Genomic DNA, 21243 nt, shown 5'->3' with positions numbered 1-21243 from the left:
TGTCAAAAAACATCACATAATTTTGAAAACTCAGTTTTCAAATTACAGAAATAAAACAAACAAGAATGCAACCATGATTACTCTATCAAGCCTTAAAACCACTGCCAAAAGACTAATTACTGAAGTTTATAACGTAAAATTTGCTACTATTGCTCAAATTAAGAAACTTTTCCCTGATAAAAAATTAAATCAAGCCTTTAGTTGGTATGAAATCGTTAAAATTTGTAACGAACAGTTAACTAAAATTAGTACAGTTATGCAAGCAGTTAAAGAAACTGCCAAAACTGGATATACTATCAATCCTTTAGAATATCAAGAATATCAAGTAATTAATAATCAAACGAAAGCTAGTTATACTGTAAACTTACTTGCTAATAGTTTTAGAGAACGTTGTGACTGCATGGCAGCAAACTTTAATAGAGAATGTAGGCATCAAAAAATGGTTGCTGAATTCGTTAAAAAATCACTAGCAAAGCAAATTCAAGAAAATGAAAAATTTGAAAAAATTCAAGAAAAAACTGATAAAAAAGTTAAAGAACCTCAAATTATTTATGAAATTAATCAAGAATTACTAGAACTTAGAAATAGAAAAGAAGAAGCTAGTAAAGAACTTGAAAAAGCTTTGAAAAAATTTAATTGTTCTTTCAGTGAGTTTGATTGGTTTAGTGTGAGAGTTTCTACTAAAGTTTTTTACAATAGAAATAAAATGGGCGATGTTTGGTACGACGGAGAAAAAAATGCTTGGTACTATGAGCCTACTCGTAATCTAACCCTTAAAGCTTCTTGTGCTTCTGATGCAGTAGAAATGCTTTTAGTTAGACGTGGTGTTAAACTTGCCGAAGCATTGGGAGTAATGTAAGTTTTGAAAACTGATTTTTCAAAATTACCCAGAGCTTTTAAAAACTTTGGGTAATGAAAAACTTTAAAATGGTGAGTCCTTTTTGAGGACTGACCTAATTCTGCAATATTTTTTTATTACTATTCTTTCTGATTTCTTTCATATGGGAATCAACACGGGAAAGAAATTTGAAAGCTTCTTTTTGATTTGCTCTAGATAAAAATTTTTCAATTTCGGCAAACATTTCATCTGCTGAATGAATATTTAGGGTTTTATCAAAAGTTTTATTAGCGGTTGCAAACATGGTATTCTTAAAAAGATATCTTTTTATTAATTTGTTGACAATTTTATATTAATATTTCTTATATAAGATTGTCAACAAATATTGTCTTTTTATCATTAATTTATTTAGCAAAAGCTTGACAAAATCCTGTTTACTCCGAAACAAGGTAATACAATCTGAGTTTCTTAATAATCAGGAATTGTTTTAATCATGGTTGATGAAAACCTTACAGGAAGGCGATTTCCTGTCCTCCAGAAGGAGGAAAAGTTTTCATCAGCCGTTAACCATTAACCAATGATTCCTTTATGGATGCAACCATTGCTATCCAGAAATGATTTACCAAAGTTACCGAAACTCTTAGACAACTTCGGCTGAACCACAAGGGTTTTAGACCTTTTAACACTACTGGGTAAAAACTTTCTTGCGATCGCGCAATACTTACACTTCCGTTTAGAAGGAATTGTTTTGAAAACTGAGTTTTCAGAATGTAATACGTCCTACTATCATCTAAAGATGTCTGAATGTTCCCAAAAGTTTTAACAGTAAAGCTTCTAGTACTATTATTTGAAAAATCATTGGGGAATTTTGAATATTGCTTTTGACTATAACCAATCAATCAAGTTGTGAAGGAGAAACTCTTGCCAGATAAAGGTTTAATGTCTGTTGACTGTAAATAAAACTGCGGATATTTCTTCTTATTGAAAGCTTTTTTAAATTCCGACCACGGATCGGAATTTCGACAACGAGAAAAATGATTCCATAACACTATCCATTCAAGATAGTGACTTTCACCGTTTAAAACGGCTAAAGGTCTATCAGAATGCCCTGTAACAGGGGTTAAAGTTACCGAACGTCCTCTACAGCATTAAAAACTTTATCAATGCTTGGCTCGTTCCACAAGGATATGGAACTACCTAGAATCTCAGGTAGTCCTTAAAGTCCCCAGACTTAACAGCTTATTAAACAAAGGTTTCAAGCATTTTAAAAAATTCCAAGTCCCCATAACAGTTTCCGAACGCTTGGTGATGTCTGGGTACTGCTTGGTGATGTTTGGGTAACTTACTCGCTTTCATAGTTTCCAAGGCTTACAGGACATCCTAGAAGCTCGCTCCATATTGGAGCTAAGCTCTTAATGGTCGGTCGGATTTTTTAAAAGAATTCCGACCGACCAGTTAAGGTTGTCGGAACAACCTACAAGTTTATGGTTTGATGCAACCAGTGTTTTGTACTAGACATTCTTCGAGGGTCTTAAGAGTATAAATACTCATAATAAAGAAGCAAAACCAAACTGTGTATAAAATTTACAAGCGCAAAAAGTTATCTAAGTACAAAAAAAGAATTGACACTGTCAATTTCACAAATTGACGTGGAATTGACATGGCTAAAAAGCTATATATGATAAAGAATACAGGAGAATTGACAGAATTGACAGAGAAAAATAAAAAGAGGAAAAAACAAATTATTTATTCTCTTTTTTATACTTATTGCTTACTTAGATTTCTTTTGTACTATCTTTAATACTACATAGTACAAAAACACTGGTTGCATAATACCAACTTAGAATCTTTTCTATATCTACTGACTTCATTTAAAGACAATAATAATACATTATGTTTTTCTTTTTCTTTTCCTAGATAAGTTTTTTATGACAATTCTGACAATTTTCTTGTAAACCTTATGCTGTATAGATTTTTAGCCGTGACAATTCCATGTCAATTCAGAGTATTGACAGTGTCAATTCATTTTTATACTTAGAAAAGTGTTTTCTCAGTTTTTTGATAGTGTTTGATTATACTTAAAAAAATAAAAAGTTAGTCAAACACCCTTAATTTTTGAAAACTGGTTTTAATCCGTCTCCTTACTTAACAGGAGACGGAACTTATGAAACTATTCTCATGGTTAAAACCGTTCTAGAACTGGTCTAGAACGTTTGCTAACTTTTTTCAAGGCTCATACATCAATAAATATTTTTATGCTTTATTTCTCCGATTTTCAGTTTATTAAATTAAGTATAAATGATTTTGACATTTTAATACTTTTGTGTTTCAAGAAACCAGTTGCTATAAAATTAATCAGGTAAGCATATAAAATCAATTATTAATCTTATACTATTTTTGATAGAGATAATGTAGAGAATGAAAAGTATTCTGCAAAAAAAATGTATGTTATTATATACGTATGGAACACGAAAGAAAACTATGACAATTAGCGGAATCATTCAACCCAAAAACACTAAAAGCAAAAGAGATTATGCTAACAGGATTAAATCTAAAAAAGAAAAAAACATTTGGATTACTCCAGAACAAGATGCGTTACTCAAACAAGTTTCAGCAAAACTAGGAATGAATGAAAGAGATACTCTTATTAAGGGAATTGAAATTCTGAATTCTCAAATAAATTCCGATAATATAATGTAAATCTGCAATACATTTAGAGATTTTTTGAAAACTCAGTTTTTAATTCTCTAATGTATCTAAAAAAATAACCCCAGTTTGTAACTAGGGTGAAAACTGAGTTTTCAAAAAATATAAATTTTTCTTAAGGAAATATTAGCATGGAAAGCAATACAATTGCAACCACTTCTACTCATAATTCCATTGTAGAAGAAAAAAAAGACGCTTTTAAACACCTACCTTGGAAAAGAGCGAATAATGCAGAAGCGATCGCTAAAGGTTTGGATTTCATCCCGGATTCTTGGGTGATAACTCCGGTAATCAATAAAAAACCTTGTAGAAAAAACTGGAATGGTGAAAATCCAGTATCTAAAGATGTAATAAGAAATCACATTTTATATGGTGTTGAGACTGTTAGCGAAAAAGGTAGAAAATATACTCAGTACATTTCTGGATTTGGAATTCGTACTGGAGAGATTTCTGGTGGAATTATTGCAATAGATGAAGATGGTGAAATTCCAGGAGAAATTCTAGAAAAAATTGTAGAAAAATTAGGTGATGGTCAACTACCTAAAACTATTTCGCTAACCAGTGGAAAAAAAGGTAGAAAGCAAAGTTTGTATCAAATTCCCGATATCTATAGAGAAGCTTTCAAACCTATTACAAAAGTTGTTTTAGATTCTTTCGATGGAATATCTAGCAACGATGGAGGACTTGAGTTTAGATATGGACATATTAATCAATCAGTTCTGCCTCCATCTATTCATCCTAACACTGGTTGCTATAAATGGATAAATTCCCCTGAAGATACCGAAATTGGTATTTTACCCGCTTGGATGTGTGATTTTATTATCAATGAATGGAATAAAAAGATTGAAAATGTTAAAACAGAAATACCAAAAGTAGTAGAAAGAGGAGAATCTTCTCAATCTTCTCAATGTTTAAGTGATTTCGTTCATTATGTTGTAGTGCCTAAAATCCCATTTGATGAACTTTTTAATGTAATCGATCACAATTTCATTTATGATTGTGACACTTACAAAGGAATACCACCTTTTAGAGATAGTGAAGGTAATACAAGTTTTCACGTATGGCTCGATGAACATGGGAAATGGGGATGGCACGACAAAAAACTTGATATTGGTGGAGATATTATCAATTATATCTGGCAATACGAACACGTTAAATCTGGAACACCTACAGGGCATTGGTTTGTAAAAATTGTTCAGAACCTAGCTTTTAAAGCAGGAATCGATTTACCCGAATGGCAACCGAAAGAGAATAATAGTAATTCAGAAAATGAATCCCAGTCAAATTTTGAAAACTCAGTTTTCAAAAAATCCGACAATAAACATAATAAAAAATATTCAATCTCAAAAATCGAAGACTGTATTAGAGAAATTCTTTCTAAAGGTTTACTATCTTCACAGGAATCTAAAGAACTTTCTCATTTGCATTTTCGGTTGCAAAATGAATTCAAATTCCCAGCAAAGTTTTTCAACGAATTAATTAACTCAGTTCGCAAAGATTTAGGCGTAATAGATTCTTTAGAACAAAAGAGATTAAACAATCTCTTAGAAGCTGGAAAAGCTGAATTAAACCTTTTTGATATTTTTCCTAAAACTTTAGCTGAAGCCATAGAAAATGAAGCAAAAATTAAAAACATCGAACCTATCATTTTAATTCAGCTTTTATTTCCCGCTATATCATCTTTAGTAGGAAATAAAGTAAATCTGAGAATCAATTCTCATAAAGTTCCAGCAATTATTTGGAGTGCTATTGTAGGTGCTCCTAGTACTGGAAAATCTAGAGGAGCTGATTCAATAATTGAACCTATTTTTAAATTACAAGCCAAAAGTTTGGAAAAATTAGCAGAACAGAGACAAAAATATGAAGATGAGATGCTTGATTATGAAGAAAAATATAATTCGATAGTTAAAAGTGTAGGAAATTCTTCAAATAGAAAACCTGATATTTCTCCTGAATTTTTACAATTCATAGAAAATAAAAATTTAATAGTCGATGAATTAAACAAATCTGAAATATTAAATTTGGCAAGGGAAAGCGGTGAATTGATTAAACCTGAAGAACCTAAGCCTAGAACTTACCTCTTTGACGATTCTACTGTATCCGCAGTTCAAAACACACTGGTTTCTAATCCAACTCACTCTGGATTATGGTATACGGATGAAATTTCATCAATTTTCGATTCATTGGGACAATACAGTAAGACTTCCAAATCAAATGATAGACCTAGATTATTAAAACTCTGGGATGGTAAAGATATTTCTATCACCAGAGTAGCTAGCGAACCAAAAATCTCTAATGGATCGGCATTATCCTTAACTGGCGGCATTCAACCAGGGGTATTTAGGAAAGCTTTCAAAGATGTTGAGGATTCTGACGGATTACAAGCACGTTTTTTATTTGCTTCCACTAAAAGGCTTGATAGTCACGAATCTTTAGAAATTGCTGAACTATCTGGAAAACTAAATCATTTTTACCAATTTTTAGATTCGATTCCTAACTTAGAAATTAGATTTTCTAAGGAGGCTTATGAAATGTATTGGCAGATTAAAAAGAAGGAAGATGAATGGTATAAAAAATCTTCAAGCACTGCAATGCAAAACTGGATTGGTAAATTTAATTCTCACGTATCACGCTTAGCAATTTGTTTTCATCTTATCGAAACATATTATAAAGGGAATGTTATCAATCTAGATGAAAAAGATGGAACACAATATGGACTATCTTTAGAAATTTCCGCTTTAACTATGCAAAGAGCATTAACTCTAGGATTATTTTACAAACAATCTTTAGAGTATCTGCTTGGTACTGTAGCAGATTCAGATGATGAACATCTAATACTTTTACAAATTCAGGAATTATCTAAAACTTTTGATGAAGGCATAACTATTCGTGATATTTACCGTAAAGTAAAGGGAGTTGAACGATATGCAAAATTAGAGGATCAAAAACCAACAATGGTTGCTGAAAGCTTTATTAAAAAGTTAGAAAAATACGGATACGGTTCAATAAAGAAAAAAGGAAAATCTCTTTTTTATAAAGCTTTTGATAAAGTTTTGGGCTTTAATTTGCAAGAATCTTCTAGTGAGTCTTTAGTAAATGTTGAAATTGATATTGATTCTTTCGACATTTATGAAGATGAAGAAAAAGTAATACCAATCAATCAAAAGCAAAAAGTTCAAGAACCAACGCAACCAGTTGAAGAAGTCCAAGAAACAACTCCAACCATTCAAGAAGTTGAAGCCATTCAAGAAGTTGAAGAAACAAAACTTGAAAGAGAACCAAACAAAGATTTAAGAATTGACAAAGATTATTGTAAATATTTCAAAGATAATCTTCCTCTTGAAAACATGAAAGCTTGGATAGGAATTAAAGGATGTTACAAAAAGGATAACAAAACTTACTTTCTGATTGAAATTAAACGAAATAAAAAATTAATTATTGAAAGAACGAATGGAACTAAAACCGTTGAATGTAATATCGAAGAGTTTGAAATTTACGATAACGAGATTGAAGAATTGCCAAAAGCTTGCTAAGTAAATTTTGAAAACTCAGTTTTCAAAAATCATCCCAGTTAGCAAAGTTTAATCAGTTTAGCTTTAATTAGTTAAGCTGATTGAATAAAAATATTTCATGAATTTTACTAATGATACAATAGTATTAAACGTTTAGACACTAAGGCTAAACATCAAGACATAACAATTATGGACAGAAGAAGGTCTTCAAACTATGTACAACACAATGCAAGTATCCCCAGGCAGCTATCAACCCTTATTAGAATGATTTGCGCCAGCGAGCATTTAACGCTGGGTGAAGCCACTGAAGAAGCCTTAGTTTTATGGGTAAATATCCAAAAAGAAAAAATTGGAAACTTATCTAAAACGAAAACTGACTTTTCAAAAGTTTCTAAAACTAAAAGCAGGATTTACGAGAAAGATAATTCGTTTATTCAAAAAGAGGAAGTATGCGTCTAACATCGACAACTAATACAACTAAAGTAAATGCGGACTTGGAAGTCAGGATTATTGATGGCAGCTTAAAGGGCATCAAAGTTTATTACAGGGACAATTCCATAAAAAGTTTCTTGGATGGCTTCAAAGATGCCAAAATTCAGGGAATTGATATTGAATTCATCAAAGCTGAATCGCTTTTAGATGAGGAAGACTTGTTTGATGATGAAGAATTTTTAGAGGATTAGTATGTATATCTGTGACAGCCAGAAAAATCGTAACTCTCGAACTGGAAGTAAAATATGTTAATCAAAAATTGGCTAACATCTTTTTACCAGGAAGTCAAAACCCAATAGGAATCATTTTTCAAAACTCCAATGAGATTGGATTTGAATTCAACGATGATTTTTCAAATCTAGAGCCTAAATTTCCTAAAACTTTAATTCTTCCTGACTTAGGTGAACTTTCTCAAGGATTCTTAGGCTTGAGAGGACTTGAACTTTGGAAGTCAGTATTTATTCCAGCAATTTTGGAAGTTAGCGAAAAAAGCATAAGTATTACTGACAGAAAACTTTGGATAACTTGTTAAAAGGACTAAAAATCATGAGCGACTTTAATCAAGAAGCTGAAAATATAGCTAATAAAATCAATAGAACAAAAGCTAAAGTTGATTGGTGGTGTTTAATGAATGCTAAATTTACAATCGAAAATCCTGGTTTAGCAGAAGAGTTCCAAAGCTTAATTAATGATATAACAACTTTGGATATCTCTAGTCCTAAGCTAATGCAGCTAGGTTATGAATTAAATAATGCAATACAATTGGATGACGATAAACTCATTCTTTTCAAAAGTGAAATTAAGAAATTTGAGAAAAGATTGAACGCTTTCAAAAAAAGCTTTACGACTTTTATGAGTAAAGCTAAAGTTGACTTTCAATTCGATTAAAATCTAAAAAATGGAGAATGCTATAATAAAGTTAATAAATATTTCTTTTATAAATTTTGCTAGTCGAAGACCCCAGCTAGCATATTTAAATTCTGATTATTTTGGGGCAAATGTCTTCAAAAAACCTTCTTTCTTTAACTTCTTAGACTTGAAAAAAATTCTCCCCAGTTTTGAGACTAGGGAGAATTTTTATTAGAGAGAAAATAAAAAATGAAAACTGAGTTTTCAAAATTCAACCAAAGTTACAAAATTCAACCAAAGTTACAAAATTTGAGGTAATACAATGGCAACGTCTTTAACTTATAGAATCGAAAATGAAGAATCACAGGAATTAATAGATTTGATAAATTCAGTAAACAATGCTAAAGCAGCTAAATTTAAAGAAGCTAGTATAGCTAAGAAACAGGCTAAATTCGTTCAAAGTCAAAACGTTAAAAAAGAACCTGCGACCATTAATAGTGATTTACCAAAAAATAATGAAACACAACTGGTTGCAGAAAACAATAATGATTCGATTGATTTGGAATACATTCAAAAATTGATTCAGAATGCTTTAAAGCCTGCGAAATCGAATCAAGAAAAGTTATCAGATTTTCAAAAAAAACCGGGTATTACAACTTATCAGGAAGTTAGAGAAATCATAGCCAGTTTTAGCAATGAGGATTTAAAACTTCAGAGACTAGGAACACTTTTAAGTACTAAGCCAAATAATATAGAAATTCATTATTTGGTGGATAGAAAATTAACGGAATGCTCCTTCATTACCCCATTATCAGATGGAAATTGGGATATAGTGATTTATGAAGAAGATGTAAAGCAAATTTCTAAAAGTTTAGGAATTAAAGTCAACCATGTTGCAAAATTTATTTATGCTCACGAGATTTCCCATTACGTCCAATTTATAACATCAAACCAAACCTATTTAGAATGGAAAGCATGTCATGAATCAAATAATGAAGCTAGCGAAAAGCAAGCATGGGACTATGGAGAGTTAATTTTAGAGAACAATCATTATGGCGATTTAATTCCAGCTTATAAACTGTGTCAAAACTGGATTGAATGGGGAAGATAAAATGAATAAATTAATTCAACTTTTTGTGAGATATTTTCCGTTTTTAAAAGGATATCAAATTAATGATTTATTAGTTTCCATGGAAATTACAAGAATCATGAAAATGCTGAACTCGGATGATTTAAATGAAATTCGAGACTTAACTTATGATGAGATATTAACTCGTTTAAACACCTCCCAATGATGCCCTAAGCAACCTTACCATCAGTCATTTAAAAAAACGTACTTTTCTCTCTAGTCTATTATTGGTATAGTTCATTATTTCTAGTAAAGTCAGTACTTACTACGCATTTCCCAAGGGAAAAAGACTGTACAAATTCGTGCAGTCTTTTTAATCCGATTTGACCCAATCGGTAGGGTCGATATATCGCTGCAAAGAGCCAAGGTAAGACAAGTTTCCAACTAATCCGATTTAACCCAATCGGTAGGGGTAAGTAATTTTTTGACAGACGCCTAGTATCTATGGTTTCCAACTAATCCGATTTAACCCAATCGGTAGGGAGTTCGTTTAGGAGACCATACCCAGCAAGGGGTTCAGCCGCCAAATCGACACCACTGATGGAATTATAGTACATCCTCCCAGAAATCGCACAAAACTGTATCCTAAAGCTTGAATTAAAGGCAATATAAAAGCATTTTTCGTAGCTTCTTCAGTTTTTATAAGATTTTTCTGCCTCTGAACCTTTTGAGAAAGCTGCTTAATTTGGTCAATAAAATCCATATTTTTTTATTTTACTATAGTAAATTTAGTTTGTATATCAACAATTTCAAAATGTAATACAAACATCCGGAAATATATCTATTTATTTTGCTTATCATGAGGTTTTTATAGTTCGGATTTACTCTCTTTGCTTACAAAATTATCTCCAATCAGATTTAAATATAAAAGCACTTGTAATACTTTTTTACGTTAAAAAACCTATCACAAGGATAAGCATAACGTGGTTACATTGAATTTTGAAAACTCAGTTTTCAAAAAATAATACTTTATTAAAAAAAATAATTCTGATTTGTCTGCAAAATGTCTACCTAAATTTTGCTTGATTTAGTCAACCTTTTAATAGTCTTTACGCAAAGTTATCTCCCTTACCGTCGTTGGGAAGTCATCCACCAATCTCTGGAAAGCAGAACGAGCGAACGCATAGCAGATAGCTTTGTAGAATGGATGCTAGAATATTATCCCCTGATGAAGGTAGACTCGGTTGAACATTCCTATCTCAACTACAGCGTTGCATCCTTAGTCCGAAATCTTTGTCAGTCAAGCCCCGTGCTTTGGGTTGTGGTGGATGGTTTGGGATGGTTGGATCACCAAGAACTCTTATCTATCCTCACCCAAAATCGCCAACTAGCAGTAGAAAAAGATATAGAACCTCGGTTCAGTATCTTGCCAACCAAGACAGAATATGCTAAAGGAAGTTTGTACTCCCAACTTTTACCCAATAGTTCTGCTTGGGAAAAAGACAGTATTAAAAAAGCCTTTGCAAAGATGGGATTGGGAGAGCATTATACAGACAGCCGCATCCATCGCCTACGCAAAGATTTAAACAAAAGAAAACACCAACTCTATTGTTGGGACACCACCCAGTTTGACGAACTGCATCACAACAGCACCGATTGGCAGCATCTCTATAATATCAAGCGTCCCCACACCCTAGAACTTATAGCTAGGGAAATCCTATCCTTTGTACAAGAATATCCTAATCCAGAGGAACTTCGAGTTGCGATCGCCAGCGACCACGGACAGATTTTAGGAACCTCGGAAAAAATTACCTGTCCTCCAGAATTAGAACCCCAAGGAAGAATCGCCAAAGGGAAAACCACAGATCCTCGGTTCGTCGTGTTGGAGTGCGAACGATATGGTTTACCCCACGATATCAGTATAGTACGAAGTTCTGCCAGCATCAGTTCCTTTAGTTACAACCCCGACAAAAAAATTCTCGGTTCTCACGGAGGGCTTTTCCCCGAAGAAGTTGTTGTTGGATTCTCCATCCTGAAAAAAACCATACAACGCACTCCCGTCATTATTAGCTGTCATGGCAAAGGAGAAGCAGGAAAACCAGGAAACATCGAGATTACCATTGATAATTCCAACACCGTACCGCTTACAGACCTGTATCTATATATTAAAGAATTGCCGTCATTTGATACAAAAAAACCCATAGAAAAGACAATTCCAGCCAATCAGCGAGTCACCTTCCAACTCACAATACCCAAAACCCCAGAACTGTCACTGACTTGTGAATGCGATCGTCTTTCCCTATCAGGAGAACTCACCTTTAAATTTGCAGGTCATGAAATCAGCAGTGCCAACCTCACACCAGATTCTCAGATTGCTATCACGCAAATGTTTATTAGCCAAGGATTTGACATCAATGAATTCTTGTAAAACCACCCAAAACACCGTTGAAATTGCATAAGCCCCAACAGAAAAACAGAAACCAGAAGAATGAGAAACGATTTGGTAGGTTGGGTTGAGGAACGAAACCCAACATTTCATCAAATTATTGGGTATTATTTCTATATGATGGCGTTAATCATTGCGATCGCGCAAAGATTTTAGATTTGCACGTATAGTAGCTGTGTGAGGATGATTTATCCCTAAACTTTTTGAAGCAATTTCCAAAGCTTTTTGGCAAAGTGGTTCGGCTTCGCTATACCTTTTTTGGGAGGAGTAGAGATAAGCTAGGTTATGGTAACTAGTGGCAACAGAGGGATGCTCTTCTCCCAGCAGCCTTTGCAAGAGTTCTAGCGCTTTTTGTAACAGTAGTTCGGCTTCCGAGTACCGACCGCGTTCTTTCAAGTAGTAGCCAGTTTTATTAAATAACAAAGCGGCTGTTTCCAACTCAAATTGATACTGGGAAATCCAATGAATTGCAACTCTCGCATGGGGTAAAAGCCGATCACAGACTCGCCAGTTTGCATATTCACCCTGTGGAAAAACCTGTGCGAGCGCAGCGACAATCCTTTCTGCCCAAAGACGGCAGCTGTCCTCATCCATCTCAGTTCTCAACACGAACTGCACAAGGCGGTGAATATCAAAAGTTTTAGGAGTTGGGTTGCGGTAAATCAGCTAAAACCGTCCTGCTTCTTTGATGACATGGACAAAATCTAGGGGTTTATCTGCTAGGAGGCTGAGATTTTCTCCTAATTCTGCCGCACCAAGAGTAAAAATTTCTTCGGGAATCGCATCCGGTGCTAAAAAGGCTGAAACGCGAATCAAATCTGCTGCTGTTGGGTTGCGTTCTAATAACTTCTGAAACGCCAGGGAAAAAGTGATAGTTACGCTTGGATGCTCGTCAATTTTCTAGAGAACCCAAACACTTATACAATAGGGAGAATGACTCTGCCCTATTGTAAGAATTCCTCACCTAACCTTCTTCAGATGCTTTTGAAGCTATTTTTGTGACTTCCTCCACGGACAAATCGACCGCCTTCGCCACTTCGGAAATGCTGTAGCCCATATCTAAAAAGCGTTTAGCTGCTTTTAACATGGTTTGACGTTCCAAATCTTTGTAAATTCGTGTTTCTTCAATGCTTAGTCCTAACATAGCTTCAACTTCCTCTCTAGTCAACGACGAAAATTTATAAACGGTAATGATCGTGATGATTTCTATAATTTCGTTTTTTGCCAGTGTACCTGTTTCTTCTAATTCTACTCGCTTAATGAATTGCTTCGCCAACAATTCATCCAATGCATCCGTAACTTGCTAAGCGAACAAGCATCTATGGAAAATAGCAACCCAGATGTTGAGTGTCAGTTGGTGTTTGATACAGAACATGACCATTATCAATTACTAGATGTTGGTTGGGAAGGACTCAAGCGAGTGTATAACTGTTTTATCCACGTGGATATTAAAGATAGCAAGATTTGGATTCAGCGCAATACGACTGAGCTAGATATTGCCCAAGCATTAGTAGAGATGGGAGTATCAAAGGAAGATATTGTTTTGGGATTGCATCTGCCCTACAAACGTCCGTATACAGGGTATGGTGTGGCGTAAGAGAGAACAATATGTAGGCGGATGAGTTTGGGACGAGTCTGCTCATCAAGATAATGACATTGAACTGCATCTCGTACCATTTCCCGCAACGTTTTTAAGTCATCCGCTTGGGTGAAAATGGACTCATGAATTTCGACAGATTGGTAGAGAAATTTACGTTGAGGTTAAGTGAAATGAAATTATGACAATTCTTCTCAAAATATTCCTATAGGAATTCTAAATTATTCGCAAAAAATGTATGCGCGTTCCAGCAAATATACAGCAGTTTTCAGATAGATGAACCACTATGCTCTTGTGGTACGGGCGTCCCCGCCCGTACATTTAATAGAGCGGGCGGGGACGCCCGCCCCACAAGATATGCCCGCTCCACAAGATATGGTCTATTAGAAATTACTGTGAAGTACCTACATTTTCAGTGGGTTTCGCATTTAGACTTTCATCGCCAGACGGGGAGTTTTTCGAGTTCCTCTAACCCCATATCGCGAGTCATGATCGGAGCATAACCCAATTCTGAACGTGCTTTGCGATCGCTAAACGTTAGTTCCTGACCGATAAGTCTGACCATCGTTCGAGTTATGGGAGGGGCTGTTTTGCGCTGAGCGATTTGCCAAATCATTTCCGTCAACAGAGCAACATTCCAAGCAAGCCGCCGAGAAATGCTTAACTTCCCTGGCTTGACTCCTGCAATCCCAAGCAAAGCGGTCACCCACTCGCGGAACTTCACCGCATCTCCATCACTGAGAAAGTAAGCTTGTCCGCCTGGACTTCGTTGTGCAGCTAAGATAGCACCGTGACAGACATTCGCTACATGAGTTGTCATGTAAGGATAGTTGCCTTGGTCAATCCAAATAAATTGCTTGGTTTTTACTGCTGTCACAAGTTGCGGCAACACTCGATCGCCATTTCCCCAAATCCATGAAGGGCGAACAACAGAAGTTTTAAATCCAGGTCGATTGGCAGCAATGACTCGTTCCTCAGCTATGCTTTTGGTAGCAATGTAAGGAGAAAATCGAGGCTGCTTTAAAGGCTCTTTTTCATCAATGTTTGACAATGGTTTGCGATCCAACACAGAAGCCGCCGCACCGATTTGAACAAAGCACGGAACTCCTACAGTTTGAGCTGCTGCTAACGTACATTCTGTACCCATGACATTGGTTTTGTAGAATGCTCTATAATCACCCCAAATACTCAAAAATCCAGCAATGTGAAAAACTACTTCACAATCTTGCATTCCTTGTATCATGACTGACTCATTGAGTAAATCTCCGCGAATTGCTTTAGCTCCGAGTTGGATAACCTGTCGCGCCCCTTGCTCCGATCGCACTAAAGCATTGACCGTGAATCCTCGCTCGCGCAACATTTGAATCATGTAACCACCGACAAACCCGGAACCACCTGTTACAAAAGCTTTCATGAATCTTTCCCGATAGAGTTTTAGCGTTTACGCAACATCATTCTTTCAACGAGCGATCTCCACATCCAATCAGGGAGCAGGGCGTGTAATAACAGAAATGTTTGACCGTAAGGTGAATAGCGTAGTTTTGGAGAGCGGTCAACTGCGGCTCGGTAAATGACTTTGGCAACACCTTCTGGTTCTGGTAAAGAGTCATTCACTTTCTCGCTAAACTGTTTCATTCGGCTCGCCATCTCCGTGTATTCGGGATGCACTGCCCAAGTACTCCCACGATTGATGAAATTCGTTTTAATTCCACCGGGTTCAATAATTTTGATCCGAATCCCAAAAGGTCTTAACTCATAGCGAATCGCCTCAGAAATCCCCTCAACTGCCCATTTTGTGCCATGGTAAGAAGCGGTTAGCGGAAAAGCAAGACGACCTCCAATTGAAGTCACATTAACGATCGTACCACCGCCCTGTTGGCGCAACACGGGCAGCACTCCTTGTATGGTGGAGACCAGACCAAACACGTTGGTTTGAAACTGCTGTTCGAGTTGCTTTTGCGTTACTCCTTCAAGGGGTCCCATCAGGGCATATCCGGCATTATTGACCAACACATCAATGCGCTCAAAGTGCGCCAATGTCTTTGCGATCACAGAAGTAATCGTTTCAGGAACCGTTAGATCCAAATGTGGATAGATAATCCTTGAATCCTTTGCCTCTACAAACTCACGAGGTGAACGCATGGTAGCTGCAACATTCCAACCCTTTTGCAAAAAATACCTAGCAGTTGCTTCGCCAATTCCACTTGAAGCACCTGTAATCAGCACAGTTTTACCCATCGCCATCAACTTCCAGAAATTTCTTGTGTTTTCAGTTGCTAGAGTAGACTGTGGAGTATAGTCCACAGTCAAGTAAATTTTTAAAGTTTTAGGTAGCTGCAATGCTCATTGGTGAACTGGCTAAAACAACAGGCTTGTCCAAAGATACGATTCGCTTTTACGAAAAAATGGGGCTAATTGATGCAGATGAGCGACAAGCAGGTACAAGAACCTACAAGGAATTTAGCCCCTTGATGGTGGAAAGGCTGATGATGATTACCCAAGGAAAATCTCTAGGATTTACCCTCAATGAAATTAAGTATCTGATCCAAGCGTGGGGAAATGATATAATGCCAACTGATGAAAAAATTCGAGTGATTGACAGCAAACTCGAAGAAATTTCTGAAAAAATACAGCAACTCGAACAAATTAAAATCTATCTGACCGCCAAGCGGAATGGAATCATCGGTAAGGCTGATATTGTGTCTGGTTGAAAAGTTTTGCGATCGTCAAAATTCTCCCTGGCAACCCTGTTAGCGTGAAACTGAAACCTGAAGACTTAACAATAGGCAAATTACCTTCTATTACCATTTGCACGGCTGTATCTAAGGGGATATGAAGTGTTTTTATCGTCTCTGTCCCTTCTTGGTGTGCTTCTGTTAAAGTTAACGGCTTTGCCAAAAACATCTGCACCTGACAACGAACAATCGATGTATCTAAATCAATGACACCTAAATCAAAGAAGTCTGATGCTTTGATGCTAGCTTCTTCTTCTATTTCACGTTGTGCTGCTTCTTGCAAAGGTTCATCTTCTTCAACTGCACCGCATATAACTTCGATGCTTTCTTTCCCAAGACTATAGCGAAATTGCTGAATCAGATACACCTTGCGATCGCCCTTTCAGTATTGCTAGCATTTTCTACGATCAAGTCTGGTAAGCTAGTGACACTACTGCTAAATGTTCCAGTAAATAGATTCTCTGTACTTAAAACTCCGCGATCGCTGTTGGAGCTAATTATACTTGCTTGAGTGCCATTATTAACAAAACTGGTATGACTACCGTCTAAACGATTCGTATTTGTCCTATCTGATGCGAACATATGTACTCTCCTAGATGTTTAGAAATGCTTGTTTTCAATGAATAAGTCCACAAGCATTAAGCGATTTATAAACTTTACAAGTCCAAATCGCTCATAGTTCAAGGAAGGCAAAAGCCATCCCTTTAGTATTTTTTTAATTTTGTTTCCCAGATACAACATCTGGGAGGAACGCTCGTAATTCCCCTCGAAATTGGCTATTTCTAGCTTTGGCTATTCTTGCAGAGAACTCTCCTAATCTGGTTTTTCACCATTATCTTTTTAGGAGATGTATACCTCATTTTTAGTTGCAATCCTAATGATAGCAGCTTCAGACTCCCAGAATCAACAATTGAAAAGACTGGGGGTTTATAGTGCAAGCGATAAGCACTCTTTCGGCTTGCGCTTCGCGATCGCACTTACAGTTTGGACAACGATCTAGTCGAAAACCTAAATATTTTATGAATTATACGTGAAGTTACGTGCTATCAGAATTAGCACATCGTTTGATGCGTATGCGATCGTACCTTTTATTACCATTCTTCAAAGAGCAAAAAGTATTCGGGAAAATTTTGTAAATAGATATACATTAAACTCAAAACAAAAACTCATCCAGTTGCTTTAGGAACAAATTGTTTGCCTGAATATAACAACGGCTTACTGTGTCTGACACTTCCTAAACCTGAAGAAGAAAAAAATAGAGTTGTAACAATTAGTTTAAATAAACCAAATCTGCAAGCTATTAGCAGACAAGCAAACGGACAGACTGGTTAAGAGCAATCGGCATCGCTCTCTCAAGCCAGTTAACTTTTTTATATAGCAATCCAAACTGAAACCAGTTGAAATTGGCTCTCTGTAGGAGCCTAGTGTTCGTAAATTAAATGGGATAGCTATATAATTGCTATATCTTGATATTTTTTCAAGTTATGGTTTGGTATGATAGTACAATGTCGTAAAAAGCAAAATAAAAATTTGAGTAAAAATCCCCCAGGACCTAAATTGTGCGAGGAACTGGGGGTTGTTATCATATGGAACAGGTAGAAGCAAATGAACTCAAGCTTGGCAAAATTTATGAAGTTGAGTTTCTCAATGGCTACAAATTGGTGGTGAATTTTGCAGGGGTCAAAGGTGAGCGTTACTATTTCCTCAATGAAGATGGACACCAGTTCTCAATTGCTAACAACTGTGTTCAGTATCACCGCTTTTATAAATTGGGCTAAAATTTGCCAACCGAGATAAGGTAAACTTGAATGAGGTTTTGCAACTCACTGAAGCACTGCAAAAGGCTGACACGCCAGTAGAACCAAAACTATCTGCAACTAGAGTGAAAAAAGTTGTCAATCGCTTGGAAGGAGTAGAAGCCGTGGAATACACCCACCCTACACCTTGGTTACTGGTCATATGTTAAAAACTTGGGATTGCCCACTAAAGAATCTTAGCTCTAGCTTAACTGCAACTTCGTCCTCAAGCAACTAGATAATAAGCAGCTAATATAAGCTTATCAACAAACAGAATAAATTTTTGCTGAGTAACTGGTAATTCTCTTCCATCCAAAGGTACCAAGAACTGTTCACCAAGAACACCCAACCTTATAAAATTTTATCGACAGAGGGAATTGTGGTATGGAGGGATGATTATCAGTAAACAGTCAATTTTATGCAGTAATAACGACACATTGGAACTTAATAGTGCTATGTCTACTCAACTTCGATCTCTAGGACAGTTTTGTCTTCTATCCTTAATTGCAGTCTCCTTAAGTCTTGCTTCCTGTACTAGCGATGGTAAAAACAGTACCAATGTGTCCTTGACTGGTGCAGGCGCAACTTTTCCCGCGCCTTTGTATCAGGGATGGTTTTCCATGTACAACCAGCAACATCCGAATGTGAAAATCAACTATCAATCCATTGGCAGTGGTACCGGAGTCACACAGTTTATTCACGGTACTGTGGACTTTGCAGCCAGTGATGTGGCAATTACAGACGAACAAGCTGCTAAAGTTAAACGGGGTGTGATCGCTCTACCAATGACTGCTGGTGCTATAGTGGTAGTCTATAACTTATCTAATGTGGCAACAGGTCTAAAACTACCACGTGCAGTTTATACAGATATCTTTCTAGGCAAAATCAAAACTTGGAATGACCCGAGAATCGCTACAGTTAATTCGGGAGTTAAGTTGCCTAATCTACCAATCTTAGTTGTACATCGCTCTGATGGTAGCGGAACCACAAGTGTGTTTACGCAACATCTAAATGCTATCAGTCCGGAATGGAAAAACAAAGTAGGGGCTGGTAAAGCTATAGCTTGGCCAATCGGTATTGGCGCTAAAGGTAATGAAGGTGTCACCGCTCACATCCAACAACTTACAGGAACAATTGGGTATGTAGAATATTCCTATGCCATGCAAAATAATTTATCTGTAGCTGCTTTAGAAAATAAAGCAGGTCGTTATGTAATGCCAACATTAGACTCAGCTGCTAAAACTTTAGAAAAAATAGAATTACCCTCCAAGAATTTAATTGCTTTCATCACCGATCCAGCAGATCCTCGGTCTTATCCAATTGTTACTTACACTTGGCTTCTCAGTTATCAAAAATATCAAGACCCTCAAAAAGCTCAAGTCATCAAGAAGTTTGTTGACTGGGCGTTAACTAAAGGTCAGAAATATAGTGCAGAACTAGGATATGTTCCTCTACCGCATGAAGTCGTAACTAAAGTACAATCTGCTGCCAAGAAGATTTCTGAACGCCCCACCCCATAGGTTGTTAAAAGTGGTAAAAGTAGCTCTTGCATTATAGATGTTTTGATAAATTTTATGACAAAATTTATTAAAAGCCTTGATTTCTAGTTAAAGCCAGTATAATCATTCGCCATTGATAAAAGCGTTCCCAAACAAGGTTATGGAGCAATACAGTTCAGTTAAGCAGTTATTTAGAAACCCGGTATCTCCAAGATACCGGGTTTGGTGCTCCCCTCGCGACCCTTAACTGAACCGTATTAGGTTATGGAGATCGGGTGCAAAGCGCCTTCAGCAGAGTTCTCCTTTGACTTTCAGGTAAGGTTAATAAAATTTGAGAAATGCTGAAGGAGCCAGAACTTCATTTTTTTGCCTTGATCCTCCATAGTTTTTTATCAATGTTAGAGTTTCCTCACAAGATCCTCACATTTGCAATTTATGTTTAAAACTTGAAAAGTTTGTTCGCCATCTCTTATAGATTTGCGGACAGGCAATTCAAGAATTCAAACAAAAACATTTAATATTAGAACCTTAATAAACTATGAATTACTGTCCTTGCTGCTCTGACCAACTTTTACGACATATTCGTAGTAACGAAATTCACTGGTTTTGTCGTAGTTGCTGGCAAGATATGCCAGCCATAAGTGGTCAAAAATGTATATTAGCGTGTCAAGTCTCTGAGTCTGTTGTCAGAAAATTACCCATGAGAATGGAAAGTGGGCAAGGAACAAGGAACGGGCAATGGGCAATGGTTCTCTCCTGACCCCTATTTTCAAGATAGCGATAAGCCGGAGGCTTAACGGAGTACAGCCATATCGCACCCAGTTTCGGCAAAACAAAAGAATCAAAATAATTCTTTTTTTAGGTCTCATGCCCCATGTTCAACTTATTAAAACGTAAAATTTTCAATTTTTTTGAAATACCAATTATTGCTTTGGTAGAAATCAATAATTGGGTAGCTCGATAAACAATACAGATTTCCAATTGCTCCTCATGAACCCTCGAATCAATTCGAGGGTTTTTTTAAACGCATTTTGTTCATGGTATTTTCTTCACACCAGCCAAAATAAGTTCGATCGCTGCTTTGGTATGCTTTTCTACCATCTCTGGACTGAGGCGATCGACCTCTGGTGTCAGATGCTTCCAATTCTCATGAGCTATGAAATAGAAAATGCAAATCGAAATGATGTGAAGCCCAGTCAGCGCAGGATCTACTTCTCGAAAACTCCCATCTCTAATACCACGCTCTAAAACTTTGAACAAATAAGAATGAACTTCAGCCATGTTCTGTTGACTCAGTTTAATGTATTCTCCACGATTTTGGCTGGCTTCCTGAAACCACAGCATTTGCCGATGGGGATGTTTGGCTTCATAGGCGATCGCAACTCCGATCATTTTCCCCAAGGCTTCCGTTGGTGAAAGCTCATCTAAGTTAAGTAAAGCAAATTCTGTTGCCAGTTCAGCCGCCGGACGCTGTAACACTGCTTTATACAAACCTTCTTTACTCTCAAAATAGTAGTGAATCATAGCAGTCGTCACACCCGCAGCTTTAGCGATCGCGCTTAAACGTGCTCCATACAACCCGTGGCGTGCAAACTCCAGTTCTGCTGCATCCAGAATTTGCTGTTGAGTAACTTCTGCATCGCGCACGGGGCGATTCTTTATTTTTCGCAACTGAACCATGACTGCTCACACTTGGTTTTCTTT

26 protein-coding genes are annotated in these 21243 nt (G+C 36.5%); 16 read left to right on the top strand and 10 right to left on the bottom strand.

The genetic code is table 11. From position 1 onward, the window contains the following. The first annotated feature begins 73 nt into the window (after positions 1-73). Entirely contained in the window at positions 74-859 is a 786-nt protein-coding gene (locus WA1_RS23945) for a hypothetical protein (protein ID WP_017740013.1), read from the top strand. 94 nt (positions 860-953) lie between these two features. On the opposite strand, the gene WA1_RS23940 is transcribed toward WA1_RS23945, so the two are convergent. Continuing rightward, positions 954-1142 carry a hypothetical protein gene (locus WA1_RS23940; protein WP_017740014.1) on the bottom strand — a complete coding sequence of 63 codons (189 nt, stop codon included), beginning with the start codon at positions 1140-1142 and terminating at the stop codon, positions 954-956. Positions 1143-3319: 2177 nt separating this feature from the next. Here WA1_RS23940 and WA1_RS23935 point away from each other — a divergent pair. The 7 genes from WA1_RS23935 to WA1_RS23900 all read left to right on the top strand — a co-directional run bounded on the left by WA1_RS23935 (position 3320) and on the right by WA1_RS23900 (position 9508). After that, a complete protein-coding gene (locus WA1_RS23935; protein WP_017740015.1) occupies positions 3320-3538 on the top strand; it encodes a hypothetical protein in 219 nt (72 codons plus the stop codon). A gap of 137 nt (positions 3539-3675) precedes the next feature. Next, a complete protein-coding gene (locus WA1_RS23930) occupies positions 3676-7077 on the top strand; it encodes a DUF3987 domain-containing protein (RefSeq protein ID WP_017740016.1) in 3402 nt (1133 codons plus the stop codon). Positions 7078-7245: 168 nt separating this feature from the next. Next, a complete protein-coding gene (locus WA1_RS23925; RefSeq protein WP_148662750.1) occupies positions 7246-7515 on the top strand; it encodes a hypothetical protein in 270 nt (89 codons plus the stop codon). Then, complete coding sequence (locus tag WA1_RS23920; RefSeq protein WP_017740018.1) at positions 7506-7739, top strand: hypothetical protein; 234 nt, start codon at positions 7506-7508, stop codon at positions 7737-7739. The genes WA1_RS23925 and WA1_RS23920 overlap by 10 nt, the downstream gene beginning before the upstream one ends. 11 nt (positions 7740-7750) lie before the next feature. Next, positions 7751-8080 carry a hypothetical protein gene (locus WA1_RS23915; RefSeq protein WP_017740019.1) on the top strand — a complete coding sequence of 110 codons (330 nt, stop codon included), beginning with the start codon at positions 7751-7753 and terminating at the stop codon, positions 8078-8080. Positions 8081-8094: 14 nt separating this feature from the next. After that, entirely contained in the window at positions 8095-8436 is a 342-nt protein-coding gene (locus tag WA1_RS23910; RefSeq protein WP_033334491.1) for a hypothetical protein, read from the top strand. A gap of 283 nt (positions 8437-8719) precedes the next feature. After that, entirely contained in the window at positions 8720-9508 is a 789-nt protein-coding gene (locus tag WA1_RS23900) for a hypothetical protein (RefSeq protein ID WP_017740022.1), read from the top strand. A gap of 508 nt (positions 9509-10016) precedes the next feature. On the opposite strand, the gene WA1_RS58770 is transcribed toward WA1_RS23900, so the two are convergent. Continuing rightward, entirely contained in the window at positions 10017-10229 is a 213-nt protein-coding gene (locus WA1_RS58770; protein ID WP_017740024.1) for a hypothetical protein, read from the bottom strand. 315 nt (positions 10230-10544) lie between these two features. On the opposite strand from WA1_RS58770, the gene WA1_RS23885 reads away from it, so the two are divergent. Next, positions 10545-11894, top strand: coding sequence for a PglZ domain-containing protein (locus tag WA1_RS23885; RefSeq protein ID WP_017740025.1), 1350 nt, complete (start codon positions 10545-10547; stop codon positions 11892-11894). A 144-nt stretch (positions 11895-12038) separates the two neighbouring features. On the opposite strand, the gene WA1_RS23880 is transcribed toward WA1_RS23885, so the two are convergent. From WA1_RS23880 to WA1_RS53145, 3 genes are all read right to left on the bottom strand, one after another. Then, positions 12039-12506, bottom strand: coding sequence for a tetratricopeptide repeat protein (locus WA1_RS23880; protein WP_017740026.1), 468 nt, complete (start codon positions 12504-12506; stop codon positions 12039-12041). 72 nt (positions 12507-12578) lie between these two features. Then, positions 12579-12728: a hypothetical protein gene (locus WA1_RS57215; protein WP_017740027.1), complete on the bottom strand. Its 150-nt coding sequence runs from the start codon at positions 12726-12728 to the stop codon at positions 12579-12581. A 148-nt stretch (positions 12729-12876) separates the two neighbouring features. Next, a complete protein-coding gene (locus tag WA1_RS53145) occupies positions 12877-13188 on the bottom strand; it encodes a DUF2887 domain-containing protein (RefSeq protein WP_272819210.1) in 312 nt (103 codons plus the stop codon). A 45-nt stretch (positions 13189-13233) separates the two neighbouring features. Here WA1_RS53145 and WA1_RS23870 point away from each other — a divergent pair, with 45 nt between their 5' ends. Beyond that, on the top strand, positions 13234-13509 hold the full coding sequence (locus tag WA1_RS23870; protein WP_017740029.1) for a XisI protein: 276 nt from the start codon (positions 13234-13236) through the stop codon (positions 13507-13509). 436 nt (positions 13510-13945) lie between these two features. On the opposite strand, the gene WA1_RS23865 is transcribed toward WA1_RS23870, so the two are convergent. Both WA1_RS23865 and WA1_RS23860 read right to left on the bottom strand, forming a co-directional pair. Next, complete coding sequence (locus WA1_RS23865; RefSeq protein ID WP_017740030.1) at positions 13946-14923, bottom strand: NAD-dependent epimerase/dehydratase family protein; 978 nt, start codon at positions 14921-14923, stop codon at positions 13946-13948. A 20-nt stretch (positions 14924-14943) separates the two neighbouring features. Continuing rightward, positions 14944-15849: an SDR family oxidoreductase gene (locus WA1_RS23860; RefSeq protein WP_017740031.1), complete on the bottom strand. Its 906-nt coding sequence runs from the start codon at positions 15847-15849 to the stop codon at positions 14944-14946. Between WA1_RS23860 and WA1_RS23855 the strand changes: the two genes are divergently transcribed. Next, positions 15849-16220 (top strand): MerR family DNA-binding protein, encoded by a 372-nt coding sequence (locus tag WA1_RS23855; RefSeq protein WP_017740032.1) that lies wholly within the window; start codon positions 15849-15851, stop codon positions 16218-16220. The genes WA1_RS23860 and WA1_RS23855 overlap by 1 nt on opposite strands. Here WA1_RS23855 and WA1_RS23850 read toward each other — a convergent pair. Continuing rightward, positions 16189-16611 (bottom strand): NUDIX domain-containing protein, encoded by a 423-nt coding sequence (locus WA1_RS23850; protein ID WP_017740033.1) that lies wholly within the window; start codon positions 16609-16611, stop codon positions 16189-16191. The two genes, WA1_RS23855 and WA1_RS23850, sit on opposite strands and share 32 nt — an antisense overlap. Continuing rightward, on the bottom strand, positions 16602-16826 hold the full coding sequence (locus WA1_RS23845; RefSeq protein WP_017740034.1) for a hypothetical protein: 225 nt from the start codon (positions 16824-16826) through the stop codon (positions 16602-16604). Before WA1_RS23845 ends, WA1_RS23850 begins: the two co-directional genes overlap by 10 nt. Before the next feature lie 612 nt (positions 16827-17438). On the opposite strand from WA1_RS23845, the gene WA1_RS53140 reads away from it, so the two are divergent. The 5 genes from WA1_RS53140 to WA1_RS53135 all read left to right on the top strand — a co-directional run bounded on the left by WA1_RS53140 (position 17439) and on the right by WA1_RS53135 (position 20299). Further along, entirely contained in the window at positions 17439-17576 is a 138-nt protein-coding gene (locus WA1_RS53140; protein ID WP_017740035.1) for an Hsp20/alpha crystallin family protein, read from the top strand. Positions 17577-17830: 254 nt separating this feature from the next. Continuing rightward, entirely contained in the window at positions 17831-18022 is a 192-nt protein-coding gene (locus WA1_RS23840; RefSeq protein ID WP_017740036.1) for a hypothetical protein, read from the top strand. 26 nt (positions 18023-18048) lie between these two features. Next, entirely contained in the window at positions 18049-18210 is a 162-nt protein-coding gene (locus tag WA1_RS57210) for a hypothetical protein (protein ID WP_017740037.1), read from the top strand. A gap of 285 nt (positions 18211-18495) precedes the next feature. Then, a complete protein-coding gene (gene pstS / locus WA1_RS23835) occupies positions 18496-19560 on the top strand; it encodes a phosphate ABC transporter substrate-binding protein PstS (RefSeq protein ID WP_033334497.1) in 1065 nt (354 codons plus the stop codon). 517 nt (positions 19561-20077) lie between these two features. Further along, positions 20078-20299, top strand: coding sequence for a hypothetical protein (locus WA1_RS53135; protein WP_081402929.1), 222 nt, complete (start codon positions 20078-20080; stop codon positions 20297-20299). 275 nt (positions 20300-20574) lie between these two features. Here WA1_RS53135 and WA1_RS23830 read toward each other — a convergent pair whose 3' ends face one another. Continuing rightward, on the bottom strand, positions 20575-21219 hold the full coding sequence (locus WA1_RS23830) for a TetR/AcrR family transcriptional regulator (RefSeq protein WP_017740041.1): 645 nt from the start codon (positions 21217-21219) through the stop codon (positions 20575-20577). Between the last annotated feature and the right edge of the window lie 24 nt (positions 21220-21243).

It is taken from the genome of Scytonema hofmannii PCC 7110, from assembly GCF_000346485.2.
Classification (GTDB): Bacteria; Cyanobacteriota; Cyanobacteriia; order Cyanobacteriales; family Nostocaceae; genus Scytonema; species Scytonema hofmannii.
The sequence above is the reverse complement of the archived record's forward strand: the minus strand, read 5'-3'. Positions and strand labels throughout refer to the sequence as shown.